General features: G+C 64.2%; 20 protein-coding genes and 1 pseudogene. 12 read left to right on the top strand and 9 right to left on the bottom strand.

From position 1 onward, the window contains the following. Positions 1-201: 201 nt before the first annotated feature. Positions 202-1,212 carry a sulfurtransferase gene (locus F0185_RS26615; RefSeq protein WP_370664071.1) on the top strand — a complete coding sequence of 337 codons (1,011 nt, stop codon included), beginning with the start codon at positions 202-204 and terminating at the stop codon, positions 1,210-1,212. On the opposite strand, the gene F0185_RS26610 is transcribed toward F0185_RS26615, so the two are convergent. Both F0185_RS26610 and F0185_RS26605 read right to left on the bottom strand, forming a co-directional pair. Then, on the bottom strand, positions 1,097-1,774 hold the full coding sequence (locus tag F0185_RS26610) for a YceI family protein (RefSeq protein ID WP_167229721.1): 678 nt from the start codon (positions 1,772-1,774) through the stop codon (positions 1,097-1,099). The genes F0185_RS26615 and F0185_RS26610 overlap by 116 nt on opposite strands. Before the next feature lie 36 nt (positions 1,775-1,810). After that, positions 1,811-2,794, bottom strand: coding sequence for a type II secretion system F family protein (locus tag F0185_RS26605; protein ID WP_167229719.1), 984 nt, complete (start codon positions 2,792-2,794; stop codon positions 1,811-1,813). Positions 2,795-2,880: 86 nt separating this feature from the next. Here F0185_RS26605 and F0185_RS26600 point away from each other — a divergent pair, with 86 nt between their 5' ends. The 4 genes from F0185_RS26600 to F0185_RS26585 all read left to right on the top strand — a co-directional run bounded on the left by F0185_RS26600 (position 2,881) and on the right by F0185_RS26585 (position 5,935). Then, complete coding sequence (locus tag F0185_RS26600) at positions 2,881-3,585, top strand: glutathione S-transferase family protein (RefSeq protein ID WP_167229716.1); 705 nt, start codon at positions 2,881-2,883, stop codon at positions 3,583-3,585. Positions 3,586-3,603: 18 nt separating this feature from the next. After that, positions 3,604-4,224, top strand: a complete 621-nt coding sequence (locus F0185_RS26595) for a glutathione S-transferase family protein (protein WP_167229713.1) — start codon at positions 3,604-3,606, stop codon at positions 4,222-4,224. Positions 4,225-4,431: 207 nt separating this feature from the next. Beyond that, positions 4,432-4,620: a hypothetical protein gene (locus tag F0185_RS26590; RefSeq protein ID WP_167229710.1), complete on the top strand. Its 189-nt coding sequence runs from the start codon at positions 4,432-4,434 to the stop codon at positions 4,618-4,620. Positions 4,621-4,651: 31 nt separating this feature from the next. Then, positions 4,652-5,935, top strand: coding sequence for a hypothetical protein (locus F0185_RS26585; protein ID WP_167229707.1), 1,284 nt, complete (start codon positions 4,652-4,654; stop codon positions 5,933-5,935). Between the two features lie 59 nt (positions 5,936-5,994). Here the strand turns inward: F0185_RS26585 and F0185_RS26580 are convergent, their stop codons facing one another. Next, a complete protein-coding gene (locus F0185_RS26580; RefSeq protein ID WP_167229704.1) occupies positions 5,995-7,005 on the bottom strand; it encodes a GlxA family transcriptional regulator in 1,011 nt (336 codons plus the stop codon). A gap of 87 nt (positions 7,006-7,092) precedes the next feature. On the opposite strand from F0185_RS26580, the gene F0185_RS26575 reads away from it, so the two are divergent. From F0185_RS26575 to F0185_RS26565, 3 genes and pseudogenes are all read left to right on the top strand, one after another. Continuing rightward, entirely contained in the window at positions 7,093-8,319 is a 1,227-nt protein-coding gene (locus F0185_RS26575; protein WP_167229701.1) for a M23 family metallopeptidase, read from the top strand. A gap of 152 nt (positions 8,320-8,471) precedes the next feature. Then, complete coding sequence (locus F0185_RS26570; protein ID WP_167229698.1) at positions 8,472-9,248, top strand: DUF1963 domain-containing protein; 777 nt, start codon at positions 8,472-8,474, stop codon at positions 9,246-9,248. Position 9,249: 1 nt separating this feature from the next. After that, a pseudogene (locus F0185_RS26565) lies at positions 9,250-9,537 on the top strand (transposase); the annotation flags it as partial. Between the two features lie 347 nt (positions 9,538-9,884). On the opposite strand, the gene F0185_RS26560 reads toward F0185_RS26565, so the two are convergent. The 3 genes from F0185_RS26560 to F0185_RS35515 are packed head-to-tail and all read right to left on the bottom strand — an operon-like array spanning position 9,885 to position 17,556. Further along, a complete protein-coding gene (locus F0185_RS26560; RefSeq protein WP_370664070.1) occupies positions 9,885-10,736 on the bottom strand; it encodes a CheR family methyltransferase in 852 nt (283 codons plus the stop codon). Beyond that, positions 10,724-15,622 carry a hybrid sensor histidine kinase/response regulator gene (locus tag F0185_RS26555; RefSeq protein WP_167229692.1) on the bottom strand — a complete coding sequence of 1,633 codons (4,899 nt, stop codon included), beginning with the start codon at positions 15,620-15,622 and terminating at the stop codon, positions 10,724-10,726. The genes F0185_RS26560 and F0185_RS26555 overlap by 13 nt, the downstream gene beginning before the upstream one ends. Then, entirely contained in the window at positions 15,619-17,556 is a 1,938-nt protein-coding gene (locus tag F0185_RS35515; RefSeq protein WP_370664069.1) for a putative bifunctional diguanylate cyclase/phosphodiesterase, read from the bottom strand. Before F0185_RS35515 ends, F0185_RS26555 begins: the two co-directional genes overlap by 4 nt. A gap of 475 nt (positions 17,557-18,031) precedes the next feature. Between F0185_RS35515 and F0185_RS26545 the strand changes: the two genes are divergently transcribed. Then, entirely contained in the window at positions 18,032-18,748 is a 717-nt protein-coding gene (locus tag F0185_RS26545) for a helix-turn-helix transcriptional regulator (RefSeq protein WP_166897963.1), read from the top strand. On the opposite strand, the gene F0185_RS26540 is transcribed toward F0185_RS26545, so the two are convergent. Next, positions 18,723-19,013, bottom strand: a complete 291-nt coding sequence (locus F0185_RS26540; protein ID WP_229477199.1) for a helix-turn-helix domain-containing protein — start codon at positions 19,011-19,013, stop codon at positions 18,723-18,725. The genes F0185_RS26545 and F0185_RS26540 overlap by 26 nt on opposite strands. A 146-nt stretch (positions 19,014-19,159) precedes the next feature. Here F0185_RS26540 and F0185_RS26535 point away from each other — a divergent pair, with 146 nt between their 5' ends. Then, complete coding sequence (locus F0185_RS26535; RefSeq protein ID WP_166897965.1) at positions 19,160-19,747, top strand: acyl-homoserine-lactone synthase; 588 nt, start codon at positions 19,160-19,162, stop codon at positions 19,745-19,747. A gap of 14 nt (positions 19,748-19,761) precedes the next feature. Here F0185_RS26535 and F0185_RS26530 read toward each other — a convergent pair whose 3' ends face one another. Continuing rightward, positions 19,762-20,781, bottom strand: coding sequence for a hypothetical protein (locus F0185_RS26530; RefSeq protein ID WP_167229689.1), 1,020 nt, complete (start codon positions 20,779-20,781; stop codon positions 19,762-19,764). A gap of 354 nt (positions 20,782-21,135) precedes the next feature. Here F0185_RS26530 and F0185_RS26525 point away from each other — a divergent pair, with 354 nt between their 5' ends. Both F0185_RS26525 and F0185_RS26520 read left to right on the top strand, forming a co-directional pair. Beyond that, entirely contained in the window at positions 21,136-21,459 is a 324-nt protein-coding gene (locus F0185_RS26525) for an ArsR/SmtB family transcription factor (protein ID WP_167229686.1), read from the top strand. Further along, positions 21,456-21,866: an SRPBCC family protein gene (locus tag F0185_RS26520; RefSeq protein WP_167229683.1), complete on the top strand. Its 411-nt coding sequence runs from the start codon at positions 21,456-21,458 to the stop codon at positions 21,864-21,866. The genes F0185_RS26525 and F0185_RS26520 overlap by 4 nt, the downstream gene beginning before the upstream one ends. Positions 21,867-21,922: 56 nt before the next feature. Here F0185_RS26520 and F0185_RS26515 read toward each other — a convergent pair whose 3' ends face one another. Beyond that, a complete protein-coding gene (locus tag F0185_RS26515; protein ID WP_223164584.1) occupies positions 21,923-23,974 on the bottom strand; it encodes a prolyl oligopeptidase family serine peptidase in 2,052 nt (683 codons plus the stop codon). Positions 23,975-24,177 lie beyond the last annotated feature (203 nt).

Below are 24,177 nucleotides of genomic sequence, written 5' to 3'. Positions count from 1 at the left end.
GAATTGCACCTTGATCGATTGAGCGGGCCTGTGCGGCTCCCGCTATGGCATTCCGGACCCTGTTTTCACGTCTGTTATATCAGATCAGGCATGAGTAATAAAGCACGAAGTGTTGTGCTCGATGAAAGTGTTGGCGGGCGGTTCAGGCCAGTAAACGCGCGACCATTTAAAATAGCCGGTTTGCTCCCTGAAAAGTCCGCCGTGAATGCCCGTCCGCCCACTTGCCAAGCGCCGCCCGCCGCCCCTCGCGCACTGGCGCGCGCACGCGCGCTGATCGCCCCAAGCCAGCTGGCCGGCTTGCTGCGCGATCCGGCGGTGCGCTTGCTGGAAGCCGGCTGCGACGGCGCCGCCGCCTTCGAACAGGCCCACATCGACGGCGCCGTCTACCTCGACACGCGCGCGCTGGAAGCGCCGCCGCTGTTCAACAAGGTTGACGATGCGGCCCTGTTGCGGGTGCTGCTGGCGCACGGCGTGCGGCACGACACCACCGTCGTCGTCTACAGCCGCAACCCGCTGGCGGCGGCGCGCGCGGCGCACCTGATGCTGTACGCCGGCGTGATCGATGTACGCATGCTCGATGGCGGCTTCGGGGCGTGGCGCGTGGCCGGCTTGCCCGCCGTCGCCGGTCGCGCCGCGGCGCCGCTGCCCGCGTTCGATTTCGGCGCGCCCTTTCCCGCCCGTCCCGACTTCCTGACCGGCATGGTGCAGGCGCGCGCACTGCTGGCGCAGCCCGATGGCGTCCTGGTCAGCATCCGCACCTGGAGCGAATACACCGGCGCCACCTCGGGCTACAGCTACATCGCGGCGCGCGGCGAGATCCCCGGCGCGCTGTGGGGCAGGGCCGGGCGCGAGGGCGATGTGAACAGCATGAGCCACTTCCAGCACCCGGACGGGCGCATGCTCGATGGCGCCGCTATCGAAGCGCTGTGGCGCGCCGGCGGCATCCATCGCGCCAGCCACAACGCTTTCTACTGCGGCACCGGCTGGCGCGCCTCGCTGGCCTTCTTTTACGCGTGGGTCATCGGCTGGGAGCGCATCAGCGTGTACGACGGCGGCTGGTTCGAGTGGAGCGCCGACCCGGCCAACCCGGTTGCCATTAACGCTGCGGCGCCGCCACGATGCGAAACGCCAGTTCCATCGGATCTTGCACCGTCAGCGCGCCACCCATCACCGACATCGGCGTCATGCCGAAATCGCTCTGCTTCAGGATGAATGCGCCGCTCGCGGTCAACCCGTCCGCGCCGCGCACGATCGTGGTCGGCACGTCCACCGTGCGCGCCACCCCGTGCAGGGTCACGGTCAGGCGCAACAGGTCACCCTTGCCGGCGGCGCGTTCGGCGTGCAGCTCCACCAGCGGAAAGCGCTCCGCGTCCAGCACCCGCGTGAGCATATTGGTGCGGGTGCCGGCGATGGCGTCAAGGTCGGGCTGGGTGTTCAGCCCCGCCTTGGTGCGCAAGTCGGTTTCGTCGACCGTCATCTGATCGAGCCGGAAGCGAAAGTCGGCGCGGCCCGCGTCCGGCGCGACGAAGCCCTCGATGCTGCGGCTGGCGACAACGTGGTCGTGCCCCATGCGCGCAAACGTGCCGCCGCGCCGTACCGTCACGGTGATCAGCGAGAGCGCCGCATCGATGCGCAGCACCGGCTGCGTGCGCGCCGCTTCGTGGTACCAGCTGAAAACCGGCGTGGCGGGCGTGGGCGCCGGCGGCGGCGCAGTCGTGCTGGCGCATCCGGCGACAAGGACCAGCAGCGGTAGGTAGGTTCGGATCGGTTTCATGGCACGATTGTGGCACGAATCCGGCCACCGCGCGGCTCACAAAGGCGCCACCGCGCCCAGCGAGCTACTGAGTATGCTCAGCGCCATCCACAGCGCCACCAGCGCGTAAAACACGCGCGGCAGCCAGGCCATCATCTCCAGCTGGAAGCGGTTGATGGTCTCGCTTTCGCTGGCGGCGTGGCGGCGCAGCATCTCGGGCAGGGTGCCGCTTTGCTCGCCGGTGAGCACCAGCGCATGCAGCTGGCCGGTATCGGCCACGCGCAGCGTCTTGATCGCCTGCGCCAGCGTGGCGCCCGCCGTCAGCTTCGGCAGCATCGCTTCCAGGTCGGCGCGCACGAGGCGGTTCCCGACCGTGTCCAGCGCCACCGGCATGGCGTCGAACAGCGGCAGGCCGGCGTCGAGCAGCAGCGCCAGGCTGTCGACAAAGTCGCGCATATTGCGGCGCAAGTGCATCGGGCCGAAGACAGGGAGCGCCAGCAGGGCGCTTTCAACCCCGGCGCGCGCGGGCGACTCGCTGCCGGAGGCGAACCATTCGCTCGCCCGCGCCGCCAGTAGCGCCGCGCCCCCGAGCGCGAGCAAGGGCGAGAGCACGCGCCACAGATAAGCGCCGCCCGAGAGCGTGCCGCCCGCCAGCGCCGGCAGCGGCTGGACGAACAGCGCAATCGTCAGGATCGCCACCGGCAGCACCATGCGCGAACGCAGCGTGGCCAGTTGCTGCGCCCTGGTGGCATGAAAATCGGCCAGCCGTTGGTAGGTCGCCAGCGGACTGCCGGCGGCGAATGCCGCGCGCAGCAGGCGCGCTTCGAATGTGCTGAACAAGCCGCTCGCCAGGCCGGCGCCGGCCGGCTCGTTGCGACGCGCCGCCAGCTTGCGAAAGGCCGCCACCCGTTCACGCCCGGCGCGGCCCAGGTCGAGCAGCGCGTAGGCCCGGTCGGGCGGCAGGCCGGCTTTTTCCATGGCTGCCAGATGCTGGTAAAGCTGCGCGCGCAGCAGGGCGGGAAGAGGGCGGTGGCGGGTCATGCGGCGATTGTGGCACAGGGTGCGCATGGCCGCCAAATTGGCGCTATGATGCACGTTGCTGTTTACTTAACCCGGAAAGGAATGCCATGATCGACCTGTATTCGGCGCCCACGCCGAACGGCCACAAAGTCTCCATCGCGCTCGAGGAACTGGCGTTGCCGTACACCTTGCACACGCTCGAACTGAACCAGAACCAGCAGAAGGAAGACTGGTTCCTGGCGATTAACCCGAACGGCCGCATCCCGGCGATCGTGGACCGCGCCGAAGACAATTTTGCGGTATTCGAGTCGGGCGCGATCCTGGTCTACCTGGCCGAAAAGACCGGGCAGCTGATGCCGACGGACCCCAAGGGCCGTTCGCAGGTCATGCAGTGGCTGATGTTCCAGATGGGCGGCGTCGGTCCGATGATGGGGCAGGCCAATGTGTTTTACCGCTACTTCCCCGAAAAAATCCAGCCCGCGATCGACCGTTACCAGGGCGAGAGCCGGCGCCTGTTCAAGGTGCTCGATGGCCGTTTGCGCGATCACGAGTTTTTGGCCGGCGACTATTCGATTGCCGATATCGCCAACTGGGCCTGGGTGCGCACGCACAAATGGTCGGGCGTCTCGATCGAGGAATTGCCGCACCTGGCGCGCTGGATCGACGCCATCCGCGCCCGTCCGGCCGTGGAAAAGGGCTTGCAGATGCCGCCATCGCCGCGCGAACTGAGTTTGTCGAGCGAAGAAGAAGCCGCCAAATTCTCGGCCGCCGCCCGCACCATGCTCGAAACCGGCCAGTCGCGCAATAACTAACCACTCGCAAGGATGCCCATGAAACTGTACGTCAGCACGTTTGCGCCGAACCCGCGCCGGGTCACCATGTTCATCGCCGAAAAAGGCATCGTCGGCATCGAGCAGGTGATGATCGACCTGGCCGCCAATGAACACAAGAGCGAGGCTTTTGTGGCCAAGAACCCGCTGGCGCGGGTGCCGGCGCTGGAACTCGACGATGGCCGCGTGCTGTGCGAAACGCGCGCCATCTGCACCTATCTGGAAGGGCTGCATCCGGAGCCGAACCTGATGGGCGACGGTTTTGACGAGCGCGCCTTTATCGAGATGGCCGACCGCCGGGTGGAGATGCATCTGTTCCTCGGCATTGCCAACAGCGTGCGCCACACGCATCCGGGGCTGGCGGTGCTGGAGCAGCCGCAGTTTCCCGACTTTGGCGCCTCGCAGGGCGAGAAGATGCGCGAGCACGCGCGCTGGCTCGACGGCGAACTGGCCAAACATCCGTTCGTGGCCGGCGAGCGGTTTACCGTGGCCGATATCACGGCCTGGTGCGCGCTGGAGTTTGCGCGCGGGCTGATGAAGTTCAAACCGGGCATGGAGGGCATGGCGCATTTGCAGGCCTGGCGCGACCGCATGGCGGAACGCCCGTCGGCGGGGCGGTAGATCAGGTTTGCCGGCATGGTCGGACGCTCGGTTGTTCGAGCGTACTAAAGATCCGTTCAGCTAGTTGTTCAGCAGTGCATTTGTTATTGTCCGCAACACGCATCACGATCCTGGGCAGATCGTGATTTGCCTGCTTTTTCCATTCAAGGCGACACACGTTTCGACCTTACCGCCGCAATGGCTGCAGGGACAGGAATAGAGAAAAAGATGAACAAAAAACGCAATCCGGAGGACTTGGAGAAATTCCTGCGGGTGCTGGAGGAGTGGCACCGCACCGGCGCGAATACAATAAGCTGCGATACCTGCCAGGCCGCGATCAGATTGCATGAGCGCGGAACCGCGACGGTTCACGAATGCGACTGTGGCAGGTTCACGGGCAGTCTGCGCGGTCTGTGATGTACAGGGTGAAACACTGATATTGGACGAAATGAAACAGACTCTCACCAAGCTGACTGGACTGCTGCGTAAAGCCGGCGTCCAGTTACGTAAAAAAGAATACGCCGCGGCGTTGGCGTTGGCCGACGAGGCGCTTCCCCTACTCGAAGAACTGTCCGACGACGACGCGCTTGACGACGAAGACGCCACCTGGAGCGGCTATTTCCAGCTTCGGCTCGCCTGCCTCGACAGGCTCGACCTGCCCGACGACCTGGCAGCGACCTGCGAGGCCGTGCTGGAACGTTTCCCGGTCGACGAGGACGACCTGGACGATGAAGAGCTCATCACGCTGGCCAATGTGCGCACCGCATTGACCGGCCTCGCCAAACTGGCCGCCGACCGGGGCGATGTCGACACCGCCGTGGCGCTGATCGACCGTTGCTTCCGCCTGGTGGCGAGCGACGCCGAGGACGACGATCCCTTCCTGGACAAATACCAGCAACGCGCCGCCATTTACCTGGGTGCCTACCAAAGCGCGCCGCAGCGTTACCGCGATGGCTTCTTCGACAGCCTGCGCCACCTGGCGTACAAGGCCGGCAAATTGCATGATCTCAGTATCGACGACGCCGCGCTACTGGCATACCTGAGCGACCCGGCCTATCTGGCGTTCAAGGCGGCACATCCCATCGAACGCCTGCGCAAAGGCGAGCCTGGCGAGACATGGCAAGCGGCCCTCGATCGCTTTTGCGCGATCGCCCACGAACTGCGCGTGGTGCGCGCAAGCCCTGTGTGGCAGGGCTGTTTCACCCTCGAATGCAAAGCGGTCGCGCCTTCCGATCTGGCTGCGCGCGAACAAAAGTGGAACGTCACGCTACCTGCCGCCTTGCGCGCCCTCTACCTCGAACGGGGCAGCGTCGAGGTGCAGGATCCGGAAGCGGATGGCTCGCTGCGGATCTACGCGGCGCAGCACGACAGCATGACCCTGTTCGGCGGCTTTGTTCACATGATTTACAATCTGTGGGGCGACCGCTGGGAGTTCGAGGAGTTTTTCACGGAGGCCGAGATCAGCTGCCTCGATGCGAATTTCTTCATCTTCGGCCACGTCAAGAACAGCGAAAACCGCTACACGCACCTGTTCTTCGACCGCGAGGGACGTTTCGGCGGCCTTACCTACGACCAGAACAACTGGAAGAAAATGCTCCCGCAAGTGAAGGCCATGCTGAAAGGTAAACTCACAGGCAGCATGAGCCTGGACGCGCTGATATCCGGACAAATGGATGCGCTCATCGACCGCCTGATCGACCGCGATGATGAAGCGCGCTTGAATATCGATTAAGTCTCGTCCGCCGTTTGCACGTGCGCGAGCCCGCCCCAGGCGTCATCGCGCCCGGTCAATCAAACGCCGCTCGCCCCGGTGCAGGCAAAGCGCGCCTGATATTGACTGGGCAGCACCCCCAATTGCGCCGCAAACGCGCGGCGCAAGTTGTACTCCGTGCCATGGCCGCTCTGGCGCGCCACCTGCTTGACCATCATGCCGGGCTGTTCGAGCAGCATGCAGGCCGCCTCCAGCCGCAGGCGCGCCAGCAGTTGGGCCGGCGTCAGGCCGGCTTCCTCGCGCAGCTTGCGGTACAGCGACCGTACCGACAATGCGCAAGCACTGGCCATCTGGCCGATGTCGACCGGCTGCGCCAGGCGCGGACGCAGCCAGGCGGTCAACTGGGCGCTCACGCCCAGCGGGTGCGACTGCGCCAGCAATTCGGAGCTGAACTGGCGCTGCCCGCCCGGCCGCTTCAAAAACAGGACCATGCGTTTGGCGACGGCCAGCGCGGCGTCACGGCCCAGGTCTTGTTCGACCAGGCTCAGTGCCAGGTCCATGCCGGCGCTGATGCCGGCCGAGGTATGGAATTTGCCGTCCCTTACGTGGAGCGCATCGTCCAGCACCGTCAGTGACGGATGCTCGCCGCGCAGCGCCGCCGCGTCGGCCCAGTGCGTGACCACGCGGCGCCCGTCGAGCAGGCCCGCGCGCGCCAGCACGAAGCTCCCGGTGCAGACCGAGCAGCAACGCGCGGCAGCGGCGCCCGCATCCGCGACCCAGTCGAGCGTGACGCGACCATCGGCCTGCGCAGCGCACGGCAATGCCTCGACCCGGCCGCCCGAGACGATCAAGGTTGCGCCATCCAGGTCGGGACCGGGCAAGGGCGCCGCCAGCAGGGCGACGCCCGACGATGACGTGACCGCGCCGCCGCCGGCGGCGACCAGGTGGATCCGATAGGGAGGCGCCCGGCCGGCGTCGCGCGCCTCGTCGTTGGCACTGGAAAAGACCTGGACCGGTCCGGTCGCGTCGAGCAGCAAAAAGTTGGGAAAAACCAGGAGCCAGATATCGACAGTGGCAGCAGATGCGTTCATATTGGCAAATATTCAACCATGCTAGACATTTCTGTCAAGAATAATTCATATAAGATCCGCGCTCCCACACTCGACCGATGATCTTCCATGCCCATCAAGCTTTTCAGGACCGGCGCCCGCCACGGCGCCATTGACTTCATCGTCGCCGCCATCGGCTGCGCGCTGGCCGGCAACGCGCTTGCGGCCACTGTGCCGCTTCCTTACGGATGCGAAATGGCAAGCAAGGGCAAGCCGGCGCCGGCTGCTGCAGTGGTTGCCCAGCCCGTCTTTCCGCCGGTCCAGGTGCAGGTACGCACGCCGGTCCAGCCGACGGTGCTGCCAAGCGCGGGGCGCAACTATTTATTGTACGAATTGCACTTGCAGAACTTCTCGGCGGAAGCGGTGACGGTGCATGGCATCGAGGTACTCGACGCGGACCAGCCGCCTTCCACCCCGGTAGCCGAGCTCAAGGAAGCGCAGGTGGCGGCCAGCCTGCGCCAGGTGACGATTGGCGATAACCCGGGCAATCTCCAACGGCTGGGAGTGGGGCAGGGCGCCGTTGCCTTCCTGTGCCTGGCGTTCGACGCCAAGGTCGCGGTTCCCGCAAGGCTCAGGCACCGGGTGTTGCTAGACAAGGCCGTGGCGGACGGTCCCGCGATCGACACGCGCACCACGCCGATGCTGGTACTGGGGCGTCCACTGGTGGGAACCAACTGGACCCCGGGTAACAGCCCGAGCCTGCATTCGCATCATCGGATGGGTTTGTGGGTGGTCGACGGGACTGCGCAGATTTCGCGCCGTTATGCGATCGACTGGAAAAAATTCAACAGCCAGCGCAAGCCGTATGCCGGCGACCCGCGCGATGTGCGTGCGTACTACGCCTACGGCCAGAAGGTGCTGGCCGTGGCGGACGGTGAAGTTGTCACCGCGCGCGACGGCTTTCCGGACAATATCCCAAAAACCGAGGCGGGATTCGAGGCGGCGCTGCCAGTCACCCTTGACACCATCGGCGGCAACCAGATCATCATTGACCTGGGCAATGGGCAGTTCGCCGCGTATTATCATCTGCAGCCGGGCAGCGTCGGCGTCAAGACCGGCGACCGGGTGCGGCGCGGCCAGTTGCTCGCGCGCGTCGGCAACTCGGGTGACGCGCGTTGGCCGCACCTGCACTTCCAGGTGACGGACAAGGCGGACGTCATGGCCAGCGAGGGACTGCCCCAAATCTTCGACAGCTACCGGATCAAAAGCGGCAACCAGGAGTGGGAAGCGCGCACCGGCGAATATCCGATGGGCGATGTGGTGGTTGACTTCGGCGCGGATGCGCAGGAGAACTAGCCGCTGCGTCCGGCACGTGGCTTAGAGTGTCTAACAAAACCACTCACTTGTCTTGGGAGTAGCAGCGGCGTACACTGAGCTACTGCGACCGGCCGCTTTCGGCTGCCAAAAGCGGCCGGTCGCGCGCCTTCGTCACCCTTAGGACCAAAATAATGCTTATCGAAGCCCAAGCAGAACTGCTGGATTCCCTGATTGGCCAACACGAATTACATGCTGTCACGGAGACTATCAAGCGCGCTGCTTACACGCGGGTGGATCTAGTGTCAGCAGGCGAGGAAACCTACGCAACGCTGGGGACTAGTCGGTTTGGCGGCGATCCGGATATCCCTATAAACTGCTCATGGCTCGATCGCCTGGAGGGGATGGTCTTTGTCTTTCAGGTATGCCTCGCTGATTTGGCCTGGAGCACTAGCCTTGGGCTGCCACCGAGCGGAATGCTATACGTGTTTGCAGATGAGGAGGCCGATAGCGCCTCCACTTTTTACTTCCCGGGCGCGTCTGATGAACTTATTAGGCATCGTATGCCCGCCCCGCAGCCTGACAACATCTTTTCGGAAATGAAGTGCGTCCGATTGAAAGGATCGTTGGGAATCGATCTGCCAAGTTACGGCTCCGACGAGTTTGATGAGATCGAAGAGCTTGGGCTTGATAAGGGCTACCAATCCCTTGAGGAGCGACTAACGCCTGCGGACGAGGTATTTTGTCAGCTACGGGGGCGTTATGCCGAACTCAACGGCGATCTGCGCGAGGATGCAGCCAAAGCTGGCGGTGGGAATGCCCGAGACTGGCGCTCGCTCTGGAAAATATTTTCAAGCCTCGAGTCCGGCCTTGTGATCAGTGACCATCATGTTCTTCACGGCATGATCAAAGATCAAGAGCTCGCGACGCGTACTTTTGCGAATGTGTTTTCGATCAGAGAAGTTGTGTAAGCGGCCTCGCGCGCAAACGTCCAAGCAGCTACATGCTGATCGAGCCTACGCTTCAAGAGCACATCGGGCCTGGCTGCGCCGGCGAGGAATCTCAGCACGGATCGCACGCTACGGCGTCGAGTCACGCGAAAGGCTTGGCCGATGGCGTTGGGTCGTTGAACGCACCCTCGGGTGGCTACACCGTTTTCGCAGACTGCGCATCTGTTATGAACGGTGAGCCGACATCCACCAGGCCTTTCTTTCGCTTGCCTGCTCACTCATCTGTTGGAGGTACGTCGAGAGGTTTTGTCAGGCGCTCTTCGCCTATTTACTTTGTGCGCGCTTTCGTGCCAACCACGAACCAATAAGTCGCAGGCATAGCAAGTAGCCGCATACAACAAAAATGAATAGCCAACGGCCACCAAGCGCGAACTTCACTGGGGCATAGACCATGCCCAACAAGAACACGCCGATCACGTAAACAATTACCTGTGGGCTTAGTTTCATCTTATCCAATGGGTATGTTAAGCGGCGCCGACGCGTCTGCCAGAATTGAAGCTGACAACTTCTGACGTCGAGCTATGTAAGGGGCTTGGAACGCAACGGGTTGGGACGAAACGCGCCAGGCGACAGCTACGCGACGCGCTATGCGACACGCTACGCGACGCGCTTGTACCACGCCTGGTGCGCAAACACCGGCCGGTAGCTGGCCGCCAGGGTGTCGCCCGGCGCCAGCTCACGGTCGATGCCCAGCACCCCGAACAGGGCCAGGCTGTCGTGGAACAGGCGCAGGGCGCGCTGGCGCAGCAGCGGGCCGAAATCGGCCAGCGCGCGCCGGCATACAATCAGCTGGAACTCGTTGAACGAGGCATCCGTCACCAGGTTGTACTGCGCCCACGTGATGCGGCTGCGCAGCGCCGGCAGCAGCACCGCGCGCTTGCCGCGCACGTCGAAATAGTCGGCCAGGTTGGCCGTGCCGCCACTTTTCAGGTAATTCTCCTGATACTGCGCCATGCGCTCCATCGGAATGCTGGCATCCATGGCTTCGGCCAGCAGTTCTTCGTTGGCGACGGTGGCAAAAATCTCGGTGCGATGGTGCATCTGCTGCTCGGCCAGCAAAATCGCCAGCGACCACGCTTCCTCCGCATGCGCGCATTCGGCCAGCCATACTTTCGGCAGCGCCGACGCGCGCAGGCAGCCGGCGAGCACTTCGCGCGTCTGGCGCACTTGCTCCGGGTCGTCGAACAAGAACGCCGGCTGCACGCTCAGCGCGCGCAGCAGGGCCGCCGCCGCTGCCGGGTCGTGCAGCACCCGGTCCTGCAGCAGCGACACCGTCGCCAGCGCGCGCTCGGCCATCAAGCCGAGCACCCGCCGCTTCAGGCCGGGCCGGTCGTAGGCGCGAAAGTCGAAGCCGTAGCGCTGGAAAACGCCTTCGAGCAGAAGGTCGATTTCCAGCTCGTCGACGGTGGCAACGCAGCCCTGCCTCGCCGGCCCGTTCAATGCAGCCACACCCGCATCAGCGACAGCAGCTGGGCTACATCGACCGGCTTGGTGATGTAGTCCGAGGCGCCGGCGGCGATGCACTTGTCGCGGTCGCCCTTCATCGCCTTGGCGGTCAAGGTGATGATCGGCAGCGACTTGAACTTCGGTATGCGCCGGATCGCGCGCATGGTGTCGTAGCCGTCCATCTCCGGCATCATGATGTCCATCAAAACGATCTCGATGGTCGGGTCTTTTTCCAGCACCTCGATGCCGTCGCGGCCATTTTCGGCGAACGAAACCTGCATCTGCTGGCGTTCCAGCAGCGACGACAGGGCGAAGATGTTGCGCAGGTCATCGTCGACGATCAACACCTTGCGCCCGGCCAGGCCGCCGTCGGCCGCGTGGATTTCTTCCAGCATGCGGCGCTGCAGCTCCGGCAGCGAGGCGTGCGAGCGGTGCAGGAACAGGGCCGTTTCGTCGAGCAGGCGTTCGGGCGAACGCGCATCCTTGATGACGATGGTCTTGGCGTAGCGCTTGAGCTTTGTCACTTCCTTGCGGCTCAATTCCTTGGCGGTGTAGATCACGATCGGCAGGTCGCGCAGGGCAGGGTCCTTGCCGATCACGTCGAGCAAATCAAAACCGCTGATGTCGGGCAGGGTCAGGTCCAGCACCATGCAGTCGAAGTGCGAGCCGCGCAGCGCTTCCAGTGCGGCTTCGCCGGTTTCCACGGCCACGATGCGCAGGTCGGTGTCGCCGATCAGCGCCACGATCGAGTCGCGCTGCATTTTCTCGTCATCGACCACCAGCAGGCTGCGTTTGCCGCCCAACAGGAATTTCTGGATCCGCGTGAACTCTTCCTGCAGCGCCTCGCGCTCGACCGGCTTGCCAATGTACGAAATGGCGCCCTGGCGCAGCGCCCGTTCGCGCTCGCGCAGGGTGGACATCACATGCACCGGAATGTGGCGCGTGCTCGGGTCGCGTTTCAGGCGGTCGAGCACCGTGAAGCCGTCGATGTGGGGCAGGTCGAGGTCGAGCAGGATGGCCGACGGCAGGTAGTCGCGCGCCAGCGACAATGCCGAATCGCCCTGGTGCGTCACGATCGCCTTGAAGTTCTTCTCGCGCGCGAAGTCCATCAATTCCTTGGCGAAGCGTTCGTCGTCCTCGATGATCAGCACCGACGGGTCGCCCGGGGCGATCAGCCCGCGGTCGTCCAGCACCGATGCGTATTCGACCAGTTGCGCATGCGCCATCGCCGCTTCCGGCGCCACGCCGCTGTCGTACGGCGTCACCGTGCTGGCAATCACCACGGTCGATGGCGGCGGCGCCAGGCGGGCAGGCTGCGGCTGGCGCGCCTGGTCGTAGTTGATGAAGCCGGCCCGGTTGTAGGGCAGGAACAGGGTAAAGGTGGAGCCGGCGTTGACCACCGATTCGACCCGGATTTCGCCGCCCAGCAGGCGCGCCAGTTCGCGTGAAATCGACAGGCCAAGGCCGGTGCCGCCGTACTTGCGGGCAGTCGAGCCGTCGGCCTGCTGGAACGCTTCGAAAATCAGTTGCAGCTTGTCGGCCGCAATGCCCACGCCGGTGTCGCGCACCGAGAACGCCAGCACCGCGTCGGCGTGCACCAGGTTCGGGTGGTCGCTCGTCCAGCCGCTCGTCACCAGCGAAATATCGAGCGAGACCTCGCCATGGCTGGTGAACTTGAAGGCGTTCGACAGCAGGTTTTTCAGCACCTGCTGCAAGCGCGTGGTGTCGGTCATCACGGCGGTCGGCAGGGCGTCCGCCAGCAGCACCGTGAAACCCAGGTGCTTCGCTTCGGCCATGTGACGGAAGGTGCGGTCGACGTAGTTACGCAAGTTCGAGAAGCGGTATTCCGACACATCGAGTGTCACGGTTCCGGATTCGATCTTGGACAGGTCGAGAATGTCATTAATCAGAGTCAGCAGATCGGATCCGGAACCGTGGATCGTCTTTGCGAACTCTACTTGCTTTCCCGAGAGGTTGCCCTCCGGGTTATCCGACAGCTGCTGCGCGAGGATCAGCAGGGAGTTGAGCGGCGTGCGCAACTCGTGCGACATATTCGCCAGGAACTCGGATTTGTACTTGGACGACAGCGCCAGCTGGGTCGCTTTTTCTTCCAGCGCCAGCTTGGCCTGTTCCACCTCGCGGTTCTTGCGTTCCACCTCGATGTTCTGTTCGGACAGCAGGCGCGCTTTCTCGGCCAGTTCCTGGTTGGTCTGCTGCAGTTCCTGCGCCAGCGACTGCGACTGCGTCAGCAGCGACTCGGTGCGGCTGTTGGCCTCGATCGTGTTGAGCACCACGCCGATCGACTCCATCAACTGGTCAAGGAAGGAGAGGTGGGTTTCGGTGAAGCGGTCGAGCGAGGCGATTTCGATCACCGCCTTGACCTGCTGTTCGAACAGGATCGGCAGCACCACGATGTTGGTCGGCGGCGCCGCGCCCAGGCCCGACGAGACCACGATGTAATCGCGCGGCACGTCGGTCAGCCAGATGCGGGTTTTCTCGACCGCGCACTGGCCGACCAGGCCTTCGCCCGGCAGGAAGGAGGTGGCCAGCTTGCGGCTGGAACGGTAGCCGTAGCTGGCGATCATGCGCAGGCGCGCGTCGAGCTCCTGCGAGTCCATCATGTAGAACACGCCGTGGTGGGCCGACACCAGCGGCGCCAGCTCGGACAGGATCAGCTTTGTCACCGCCTGCAAGTCGCGCTGGCCTTGCAGCAGGCGGGTAAAGCGCGCCAGGTTAGTCTTGAGCCAATCCTGCTGCGCATTTTTCTGCGTGGTTTCCTTGAGGTTGCGGATCATCTCGTTGATGTTGTCCTTCAGGTAGGACACCTCGCCGCGCGCCTCCACCTGGATCGAGCGCGACAAGTCGCCGCGCGTCACGGCGGTCGCCACCTCGGCAATCGCGCGCACCTGGTTGGTCAGGTTGGCGGCCAGCTGGTTCACGTTCTCGGTCAAGTCCTTCCAGGTGCCGGCCACGCCGGACACATTGGCCTGGCCACCGAGCTTGCCTTCGGTGCCCACCTCGCGCGCCACCCGCGTCACTTCCGACGCGAACGAGGACAATTGGTCCACCATCACGTTGATGGTGTCCTTCAGTTCCAAAATCTCGCCCTTGACGTCGACCGTGATTTTCTTGGACAGGTCGCCGCGCGCCACGGCGGTGGTCACCGCCGCGATGTTCCTCACCTGGCCGGTGAGGTTGGACGCCATGAAGTTCACGTTATCGGTCAAGTCCTTCCAGGTGCCGCCCACGCCCGGCACGTAAGCCTGGCCGCCGAGTTTTCCTTCGGTGCCCACTTCGCGCGCCACGCGCGTTACTTCCGACGCGAACGAGGACAATTGGTCCACCATCACGTTAATCGTGTTCTTCAGCTCCAGGATCTCGCCCTTGACGTCCACCGTGATCTTCTTGGACAGGTCGCCGTTGGCCACCGCGGTGGTCACGTCGGCGATGTTACGCACCTGGCCCGTGAGGTTACCCGCCATCGAGTTCACGCCGTCGGTCAGGTCTTTCCAGGTGCCGGCCACGCCGGGCACGTTAGCCTGGCCGCCGAGTTTACCCTCGGTGCCTACTTCGCGCGCCACGCGCGTGACTTCCGACGCAAAGGAATTCAACTGGTCGACCATCACGTTGATGGTGTTTTTCAGCTCCAGGATCTCGCCCTTGACGTCCACCGTGATCTTCTTCGACAAGTCGCCGTTGGCCACGGCGGTGGTCACGTCGGCGATGTTCCTCACCTGGCCGGTGAGGTTACCCGCCATCGAGTTGACCGAGTCGGTCAAGTCCTTCCAGGTGCCGGCCACGCCTTTCACCTGCGCCTGGCCACCGAGTTTACCCTCGGTGCCCACCTCGCGCGCCACCCGCGTCACTTCCGAGGCGAACGACGACAACTGGTCCACCATCACGTTGATGGTGTTTTTCAGCTCCAGGATTTCGCCCTTGACGTCCACCGTGATCTTCTTGGACAGGTCGCCGTTCGCCACCGCGGTGGTCACCGCCGCGATGTTCCTCACCTGGCCGGTGAGGTTGGACGCCATGAAGTTCACGTTGTCGGTCAAGTCTTTCCAGGTGCCGCCCACGCCCGGCACGTAAGCCTGGCCGCCGAGTTTACCCTCGGTGCCCACCTCGCGCGCCACCCGCGTGACTTCCGACGCAAACGAGCGCAGCTGGTCCACCATGACGTTGATGGTGTCTTTCAGTTGCAGGATCTCGCCGCGCACGTCCACCGTGATTTTCTTGGACAAGTCGCCGTTGGCCACGGCGGTGGTCACTTCGGCGATGTTACGCACCTGGGACGTGAGGTTGCCCGCCATCGAGTTGACCGAGTCGGTCAAGTCTTTCCAGGTGCCGGCCACGCCCTTGACCTGCGCCTGGCCGCCGAGCTTACCCTCGGTGCCCACTTCGCGCGCCACGCGCGTGACTTCCGACGAGAACGAGGAGAGCTGTTCGACCATCGTGTTGGCGGTGGTGGCCGCGCGCAGGTACTGGCCCATGAGCGGATGGCCGTCCACTTCCAGCGCCATGGTCTGCGACAGGTCGCCCTTGGCCACCGCGCCGATCACGCGCGCCATTTCCGTGGTCGGGCGCACCAGGTCGTCGATCAGGGTGTTGACGGAGCTGATGATGGTGGCCCAGCCTCCCACCACGTTCGGGACCGAGGCGCGCTTTTCCAGCCGGCCTTCGGCGCCGACCACGCGCGATACCTCGGTCACCGCCTCCACCATTTTTTCCTTGGTTTCGATGATGTCGTTCAGGGTATCGGCGATCTTGCCCGAAATGCCGCTCCAGTCGGATGGCATGCGCGCCGTGAAGTCGCCCTTCTTGAGCGCCATCAGGGTCGATAGCAGGAGCTTGATGTCCAGTTCTTCGGCCATGTCGGTCATGTTGTTCATCGGCTTTGTCCTCGTTTTTTGGGAGTTGAAAGAGCGGCCTGATTCTGGTCCGGGCTCGTTGTTGGTGGTATCTGCATGGCTGGTGCGCCGCAGCGGGCCTGCAGCAGCGCCAGCATGTCGGCCGCGTGCAGGGCGGGGCTGAGCAGTTCGCCCTGGTATTCGTCGCAGCCGAGCGACTTCAGGACCGCCAGCTGTTCGGCGGTGTGCACGCCCTGGGCCAGCACCCGCAGCCCGAGCGCGCGCCCGAGGTGGACGATGGCGGCGGCCATGTCGGTGCCGCGCTCGACCCCGATGGCGCGCACGAAAGCGCGGTCGATCTTGATGGCGTCGAGCGGCAGCTCGCGCAGCATGGCCAGCGCCGCGCCGGCGCTGCCGAAGTCGTCGACCGTCAGGCGCACGCCGGCCGCTTTCAGCTGGCGCAGCACGGCCGCGCTGTCGCGCGTATCGAGCAGCAGGTGTTCGGGAATTTCGAGTTCCAGCCAGCCGGCCGGCAGCTTGCAGCTGCGCAGGTGCGCCAGCACGCGCGCGGCCAGTTCGGGGCGGATCTGCAGCAGCGCCAGGTCGACCGCCATGACGACCTTCGACAGCCGGGCCGCCTGGGTCGCCGTTTGCGCCAGGCCCGCGCGCCAGCGCGCCGCTTCGGCGCAGGCCGCGCCCAGCATCCATTCGCACACTTGTTCGAGCAGCAATCTGTCGGCCACGTCGGGCAAAAAGCGCGCCGCGGCGATCAGGCCGTGGCGCGGGTGGCGCCAGTACAGCAGCGCTTCGACCGCTACGACCGCGCCGTCGGGCAGGGCGGCGCGCGGCTGGAACAGCAGTTCGAATTGCTTGCCTTCGAGCGCGGCATGCAGTTCGGCCACCCATTGGGCGCGCTCGCGTTCGCGCGTGTTGAGCTCTTCGCGGAAAAACTCGATGCTGCCGCGCCGGTGCTGCTTGGCGTGGTACATCGCGGTGTCGGCGTTTTTCATCAGTTGCGCGGCGCTGCTCCCGTCCTGCGGGTACAGGCCGATGCCGATGCTGGTGGAGGTGGCGATGCGCTGGCCGTTGATCTCGAAGGGGCGCGTGTGCGCCTGCTCGATCTTGCGCGCCACCCGCGCCGCGTTGGCGGCGGCGCCGCGCCCTTCGAGCAGCACCACGAATTCGTCGCCGCCGAGGCGCGCCACCACATCCGACACGCGCACCGCCGCCAGCAGGCGCGCGGCGACCTGGCGCAGCAGTTCGTCGCCCACTTCGTGTCCCAGGGTGTCGTTGATCTGCTTGAAGCGGTCCAGGTCGAGGAACAGCAGCGCGAATTCGCCGCCGTGGCGGTCGGCCGTGGCGACCGCGTGTTCGAGCTGGGCGATCAGCGAGCGCCGGTTGACCAGGTTGGTCAGCGGATCGCGGATCGAGAGCGCCTGCGCGCGCTGCTCGGCCACCTTGCGTTCGGCCACTTCCTGTTCCAGCGCGCGGTTGATGCGCTCCAGGTCTTGCACGCGCTGGACGCGCAGGTCCTGGTTGAGCAGCGACAGTTCGCGCGTTTTCGCCTGCAGTTCGAGGTTCTTGCGGGTCAGGTCGACGAACACCGCCACTTTGGTTTGCAGTACCTGCGGGATCACCGGCGTAAACAGATAGTCGGCCGCGCCCTTGCTGTAGGCTTCGAGCCGATGGCGCTCGTCGCCGTAGTGGGCGGTGATGAAGATGATCGGCACCGCGCTCGAACGCGGGTGCGAATGGATCGCCTCGGCGGTTTCGAAGCCGTCCATGCCGGGCATGTTGGCGTCGAGCAGGATCACGGCGAAATCGTGGGTCAGCACCATGCGCAGCGCTTCATGGCCGGAGCTGGCCTTGAGCAGCGCGTAATGCTGCGCGCGCGTGGCCTCGGACAGCAGGCTTTCGAGCGCCAGCAGGCTGGCTGCGTCGTCGTTGACGAGTAACACTTTCGGAATGATCTGCACGGTGCGCTAGGTCTGGTTAAATTGGCTGCCGATCACATTTTTTACGACGGTAACGGCAACTGTATACCAGTGCGCCAGCCAGTCAAGGGTCCGGGTAGCGTGGCTTCATCAGCCTGCCCGGACCGGCAGCTTACCCTATTCGGCTACGATGGTAACGTCAAGTTGCCTGAGCCTACCCGAGAATAAATTTCCACGACGCACAATTCATTGCGACCAAGGTCAATGTTGCGATTGCGCTACGCCTTTGGCTTCCTCGGATAAGTCAACCCGACGTAACTGGTAGTTTCATTTCTAAGCGGAATCGCATGCGAAATTTGTTTAACACGCCACTTATGGAAAGTCTAAAATACTGACAAATGGTTACATTTCTGAATGTTTTAGTTAATCACAAGACACTCGCTAGTGTCTCCACGCGATATTTGTGTAAAATAGGCAACAAAAAGGAGTAACGGCAATGGTGAAAATGGGACAACTGATGACGCTTTTGAAAAGCGACCATGAGAATGGCTGGAGTTCGGCCCTGTTTTCGCTGGCCCATGACCAGGGATTCGACCAGGTGCTGTACGGCACGGTCGGCTCCAAGCATGTCAAGCTGGAGACGGCGTTCCTGCACAGCAATTACGCGGCCGCCTGGCGCACCCGCTACGACGCCGACAAGCTCCACTACGTGGACCCGACCGTCGCCCATTGCATGACCAGCTCGCTGCCGATCGTGTGGGAACCGGATACCTTCCACGCTCCCGCCCAGCGCGAGATGTACGAGGAAGCCTGCGGCTACGGCATTCGCTCCGGCATCACCTTTCCCATCCACGGGCCGAGCGGGGAGTTCGGCGTGGTCAGTTTTGCTTCCGACGCCCCGCCCAACGGCGAGTTCGACAGCACGATCAGCCAGCTGATGCCGTCGCTGTCGCTGATCCGCGACTACGCCTTCGAGTCCTCGCTCAAATTCGTCGCGCCCAAGCCGGGCGCCGAAGCGCTGCCGCGCCTGACCAAGCGTGAGCTGGAAGTGCTCAACTGGGTCATGGTCGGCAAGTCTTCATGGGAAATCTCGAAGATCGTGCTCTGCTCCGAGGCGACGGTGAATTTTCATATCGGTAACATCCGCGTGAAATTCAACGTCAACACCCGGCAGCAGGCACTGGTCAAGGCGATCAGCCTGGGCATCATCAGCCCGGAAGATCCCCATCGCTGAGCTTACCCTTGACATACAGCTTCACCAAAATTGCCACCGGCGCTGGAATACCCAGGCCGGTTTCGAAGCGGCTGCCGCTCGACTGCGTCACGCCGAAGCGTCCCCAGAATTTTTCCTGGCTTTCGCGCTTGCTGATCCTGAACCGTTTTAATTCGCTATGGGGCGTGCTTGCCATCGTTGCCGCATTCGCAGCGCCGCTTTCGTGATCGATCCCGCCGCGCTGTTCTGCCACGGCCGTCGTCTGGTAGTTGAAATCCTGAGCCATACCGTTCCTCGCAAACAAAAGGGCAGTATTCCATTCACTGTGCTTACAGGCCACCTAGCAACTCTACTAGTTATGCTAATGCAATTTTTGCATGATTCTTCATGCAAGCAGCATAACTTTTATATATATAAAGCGAGGTACCTAAGATGGCTCTGCATATTCGAATCGCCGCACGGCGCGAATTCAAATCGCGTGACTTGTGGGAGATGCACAAACTGCGCGCCAAGGTGTTCAAGGACCGGCTGGGCTGGGAAGTGCCGATCATGAGCGGCATGGAAATTGATGGTTACGACGCCCTCGAACCACTGTATATGATGATCCGCGAGCCGGGCGGCGGGCCGCTGCGCGGCTGCTGGCGCATCTTGCCGACCGAAGGCCCCTACATGCTCAAGGATTCTTTTGCGCAGCTCCTGCACGGCCAGGAAGCCCCCGCCAACGCCCGCATCTGGGAGCTGTCGCGCTTCGCCATCGAAACCGACGGCAACCCGCGCTTCGGTTTTTCGGAGATTACCATGGAGTCGATCGGCGAAATCATCAGTTATGGCCATCACGCCGGCCTGGACCAGTACGTGACGGTCACCACGGTCGCCATCGAACGCCTGCTGCGCCGCGCCGGGGTGTTGACCACGCGCTTCGGCGATCCGGTCCAGATCGGCGTCGAGCGCGCGGTGGCCTTGTATGTGGACATCGCGGGCACCTACGAAGCGATGTTCGAGGCGCGCCTGGCGTCCTAGCGGGTTACTGGCCGCTACTCGGCCGGGGCGGCCGGAAAGGCGGCAATGCGCGCCGCCAGCATGCGCCAGGACGGCAGGGCCGCCTGCAACTGGGCGTGCGCCGTGCTGCTCGCCGCCGGCCCGGCCAGCAAGACATTTTTCAGGTCGTCGAGCTCGGCACGCAGGGCGCGCGTGCCGGCGGCGGCGATGCGGATGCCGGCGCCGATCCGGTCCATGCCGCTCAGGTAAGCCGACAGCGTCGGCAGCAAGCCTTGCAGATACACCGCTTCGGCCATCATCGAGGCCTGGCCCTCGCGGATATGGTCGAGCTCTCGCATGACGCTTTCGAGTGCGCCGCTGTGCGTCTCGATATCGGCGCCGGCTTGCGCCGCATCCGCGCCGGGCAGCCAGTGACTGTGGCGCCGTGCGCGCGCATCGGCCAGCCGTCCCTGCAAGGTATTGACCTGTTGCGCCAGGATGAAGGCGTGGACATGGTCGGCCTGCAGGCGCTCGGTCACCATCACCGTGTCGGTTTCCAGCGCGCCCGAGGCGCGTCCCATCTGCGCAAGGTAATTGCCGACATCCTGGTCGAGGGCGGACAGCTCATCGGCCGGGGCCGCCAGGCGCCGCACCAGGGCGTCGATCAGGCGCACCGCGCCGGGGCCGGACGAGGGCCGCCCGTGGAACATGTTCAGCAGCGCCGTGGCCAGCGGCGCGGCATCCTGCGCGAGCAGGCTCTCGCCCAGGTGGCGCAGGCCGTCCAGGGCGCTGTGCAGGCCGGGCCGGCTGCGCGTGGCCCAGGCCGCCGCCAGGGTCTTGACCATGAACAGGTACTGGCTGACAGCCGGCCGGCCGCGTCCGGCGCGCTCGGGCAAGCGGGCGATGCGCTGCGACAGGCTGTCGATATCGCCCGACAGTTCGAGGATGATGCCCGCGCCGAGACCGATGCCGGGACTCCAGAACATGCCGCCGCCGGGCGTACGCACGGAGGGCTCGCGCAGGGTCGCCGGCTGGGCGGGAGAGAGCTGGGGAGAAAATGAGGCCAGGTGTGCCATGGTGATGTTCCAGTCACGGTTCGGTTGCTCCGCGCTTGATCGGCGGGCAGGAAAATTCGCTTGACGAACATTACAAACCCGTCCGGCCGGGGTGGAAAGCTGGCAGGATTGTTAGGGCGGGAAGGGGGCAAAACGGTGCGGGAAGGGCGTCGCGGCGCCTGCGCCAGGCTGGCCGGACGCCGGCAATCGGGTGGAAGTTTGCGCTAATCGATATTGAGGGTGGATATTTTTGCGTTCACGCGACAGTTGCCGGGTAAGCCACCTTGCCGGGGGACTGGCGCCGACATGCGGCTTGACCAATCCATAACCGCATGGTTATAATTCGATTCATAGCCAACCAGTGATGAGTTTCGAATGCAAAATGACGTCAATGCGCTGTTCAGGACGATGGCGGACCCGACCCGCAGGGCCATCTTCGAGCGCCTGTGCCGGGATGGCGAGCTGACCGTGGGCGCGCTGACGGCGCAGTCCGGGGTCTCGCAGCCGGCCGTGTCCAAGCACCTGAAGCAGTTGAAAGAAGCGGGCCTGGTGCGCGACCGGCACGCGGGACGGCAGACGCACTTCACGGCGCAGCCGCAGGCACTGGCTCCCATGCTGGACTGGACTTCCCGGATGAGCGATTTCTGGGAAAGCCGGTTCGACTCCCTCGACGACCTGTTGAAAAGGATAGACCAATGAACAACGCCTCGCTTCATACCCGCACCGTCACCGTCGAACGCGATTTTGCCCATCCGCCCGAGAAGATCTGGCGCGCGCTCACCGAGCCGCACCTGATCGAAGCCTGGCTGATGAAAAGCGATTTCGCGCCAAGGCCGGCCCATCGCTTCACCTTCAGCGCCGACTGGGGCTCGGTCGCGTGCCAGGTCCTGGTAATCGAACCGAACAGCGCCCTGTCGTACACCTGGTCCGCCATGGGGCTCGAGAGCGTGGTGACCTGGACGCTCTCGCCCAGCGCGGCCGGCACGCGCCTGCGGATGGAGCAGACCGGCTTCGGTCCGGAGCAGGAGCAGGCCTACCGTGGGGCGCAATATGGCTGGCCGACGTTCATGGCGCAACTCGACAAGGTGCTCTCGAGCGAGGAGTGATCGCCTGGCGGCTTGCCAAGCTGGCCGGCGACGGCGTGGGATTGAACAATCGCCGGTCAGCGCAACTGCTCGAGCAAGAAGGTATACGTCAGCGCCCACATCTGCGCCTGCTGGTCGTTGTTCGCCGCGCCCGCGTGCCCGCCTTCCAGGTTTTCCCAATACAGCACGTCATGCCCCTGCGCCTCCATCAGCGCCACCATCTTGCGCGCGTGCCCCGGATGGACCCGGTCGTCCCTGGTCGAGGTGGTCAGGAGCATGCGCGGATAGCGCTTGTCGCCGAACACATTGTGATACGGCGAATAGCGCCGGATATATTCCCACTCGCCGGCCACTTCCGGGTCGCCATACTCGCCCATCCACGAGGCCCCGGCCAGCAGCTTGTGATAGCGCCGCATGTCGAGCAGCGGCACCTGGCACACCACCGCGTTGAACAGGTCCGGCCGCTGCGTCATCGCGGCCCCGACCAGCAGGCCGCCATTGCTGCCGCCCATGATCCCCAGGTGACGCGGACTGCTCACCTTGCGCTCGATCAGGTCTTGCGCCACGGCTAAAAAATCATCGAACGCGCGCTGGCGCTGGTCCTTCAGCGCCGCCTGGTGCCAGCGCGGCCCGAACTCGCCGCCCCCGCGGATATTGGCCAGCACGTACACGCCGCCCTTGGCCAGCCAGGCTTGCCCGGTCACGCCGCTGTAAAACGGCTTCATCGCGATCTCGAAGCCGCCGTACCCGTACAGGACGGTCGGATTCAAGCCGTCCATGCGCGCTTTACGGTCCATGACGACAAAATACGGCACCCGCGTGCCATCTTTCGACACGGCCTCGAACTGCTTGACGATGTACGGACTGGCGTCAAAAAACACCGGCATCGACTTGAGCGGCTGGCGCCGGTCGCTGCCGGCCTGGCACAGATACAGGCTGGTCGGCGTGAGGAAGTCGGTCACGGTCAGGAAGTACCGGTCCGACGCGCTCGCATCGAGCGCGCTCACGCCCAGGGCGCCGAAGGCCGGCGCATTCACCTCGCGCCGCCGCCACTGGCCGTTCACGTGGCGCAGCTCGACGATGCGGTTCTTGACGTTATCAAGCTCGGTCAGGAGCAGGGCGCTGGCCGTCATGGCAACGCCATCGAGCGAACTGGTCGCGCTCGGGGTGAACAGCACCGCAAAGTCGCGTTCGCCGTCCATGAAACGGGCAAAGTCGGTGGCCACCAGCGCCCCTTGCGGATAGAAGCGTCCGCCCACCTCCCAGTCCGAGCGCAGCTCGATCACCAGCTGGTCGCGCACGGTGTAGGCGTTGGCGTCGTCGGGTTTGTCCACCCGCACCAGGCCCGCATCACCCCTCAAAAACAGCTCGCTGCTGTAAAAACCAATCTGGCGCTCGACGAATTCGTGTTCGAAGCCGGGCGTGAAGTCTTTGTAAGCCGACACGCTCAGGTCATCGGCGCGCGCTTCGAACAGGGTGCTGGCCTGGTCCAGCGCGCCGCCGCGCCGCCATTCCTTGACGATGCGCGGATAGCCCGACGTCGTCATGCTGCCCGCGCCGAAGTCGGTGGCCACGGCCAGCCGGTCGATGTCGAGCCAGCGCGCGCTGCACTTGGACTCGGGCAGCGCAAAGCCGCCAGCCACGAAAGCTTTGCCGGCCAGGTCGAATTCGCGCATCACGTGGGCGTCGCCGCCGCCGCGCGAGAGAAACACCAGGCAGCGCGTGCCGGCCGGCGGCAGCGAGGAGGCCCCGGCCCAGACCCAGTTTTCGCGTTCGGCGATGGCAAGCTGGTCGAGGTCGAGCACCGTTTCCCATGCCGGCGCCGCGTCGCGGTAGCTCTCGAGCGTGGTGCGGCGCCACACGCCGCGCACGTGGACGGCGTCGCGCCAGAAGTTGTATACCAGTCCGCCGTGCTCGCTGATGTAGGCAATCCTGGCCTTGTCGTTGAGGATGGTCGCCAGGCGCTCGCGCAGGGCGGCAAAGCCGCCATGGCCTTCGAGTTCTTGCTCGCACGCGGCGTTGCGCGCGCGCACCCAGTCCAGCGCCGCGCCGGAGCTGACGTCTTCCAGCCACAGGTGGGGATCGTCGGCGTCAACACTGCGCGCCGTTGTGGACGTTTCCGATATCATTTCACCTATTAAATGCCGCATTCCTGCTCCTGTATTGTGTCTGTATTGACGTTCTGCCATGGCGTGGACGCGACAGTAAAATTTATCAATTGCATGTTCTCTTGCCGCAAAGTACCCTTGAGGTAATAAAGCGCGCGTGCGGCGGGGCCGCGCGCGCCTTTTCATGAATAGTATGCTGCCTGCCGGGCAGTTTCCAAGTGCCA

The sequence above is a fragment of the Massilia rubra genome, assembly GCF_011682065.1.
GTDB classification, from domain to species: Bacteria; Pseudomonadota; Gammaproteobacteria; order Burkholderiales; family Burkholderiaceae_D; genus Telluria_A; species Telluria_A rubra.
The sequence above is the reverse complement of the archived record's forward strand: the minus strand, read 5'-3'. Positions and strand labels throughout refer to the sequence as shown.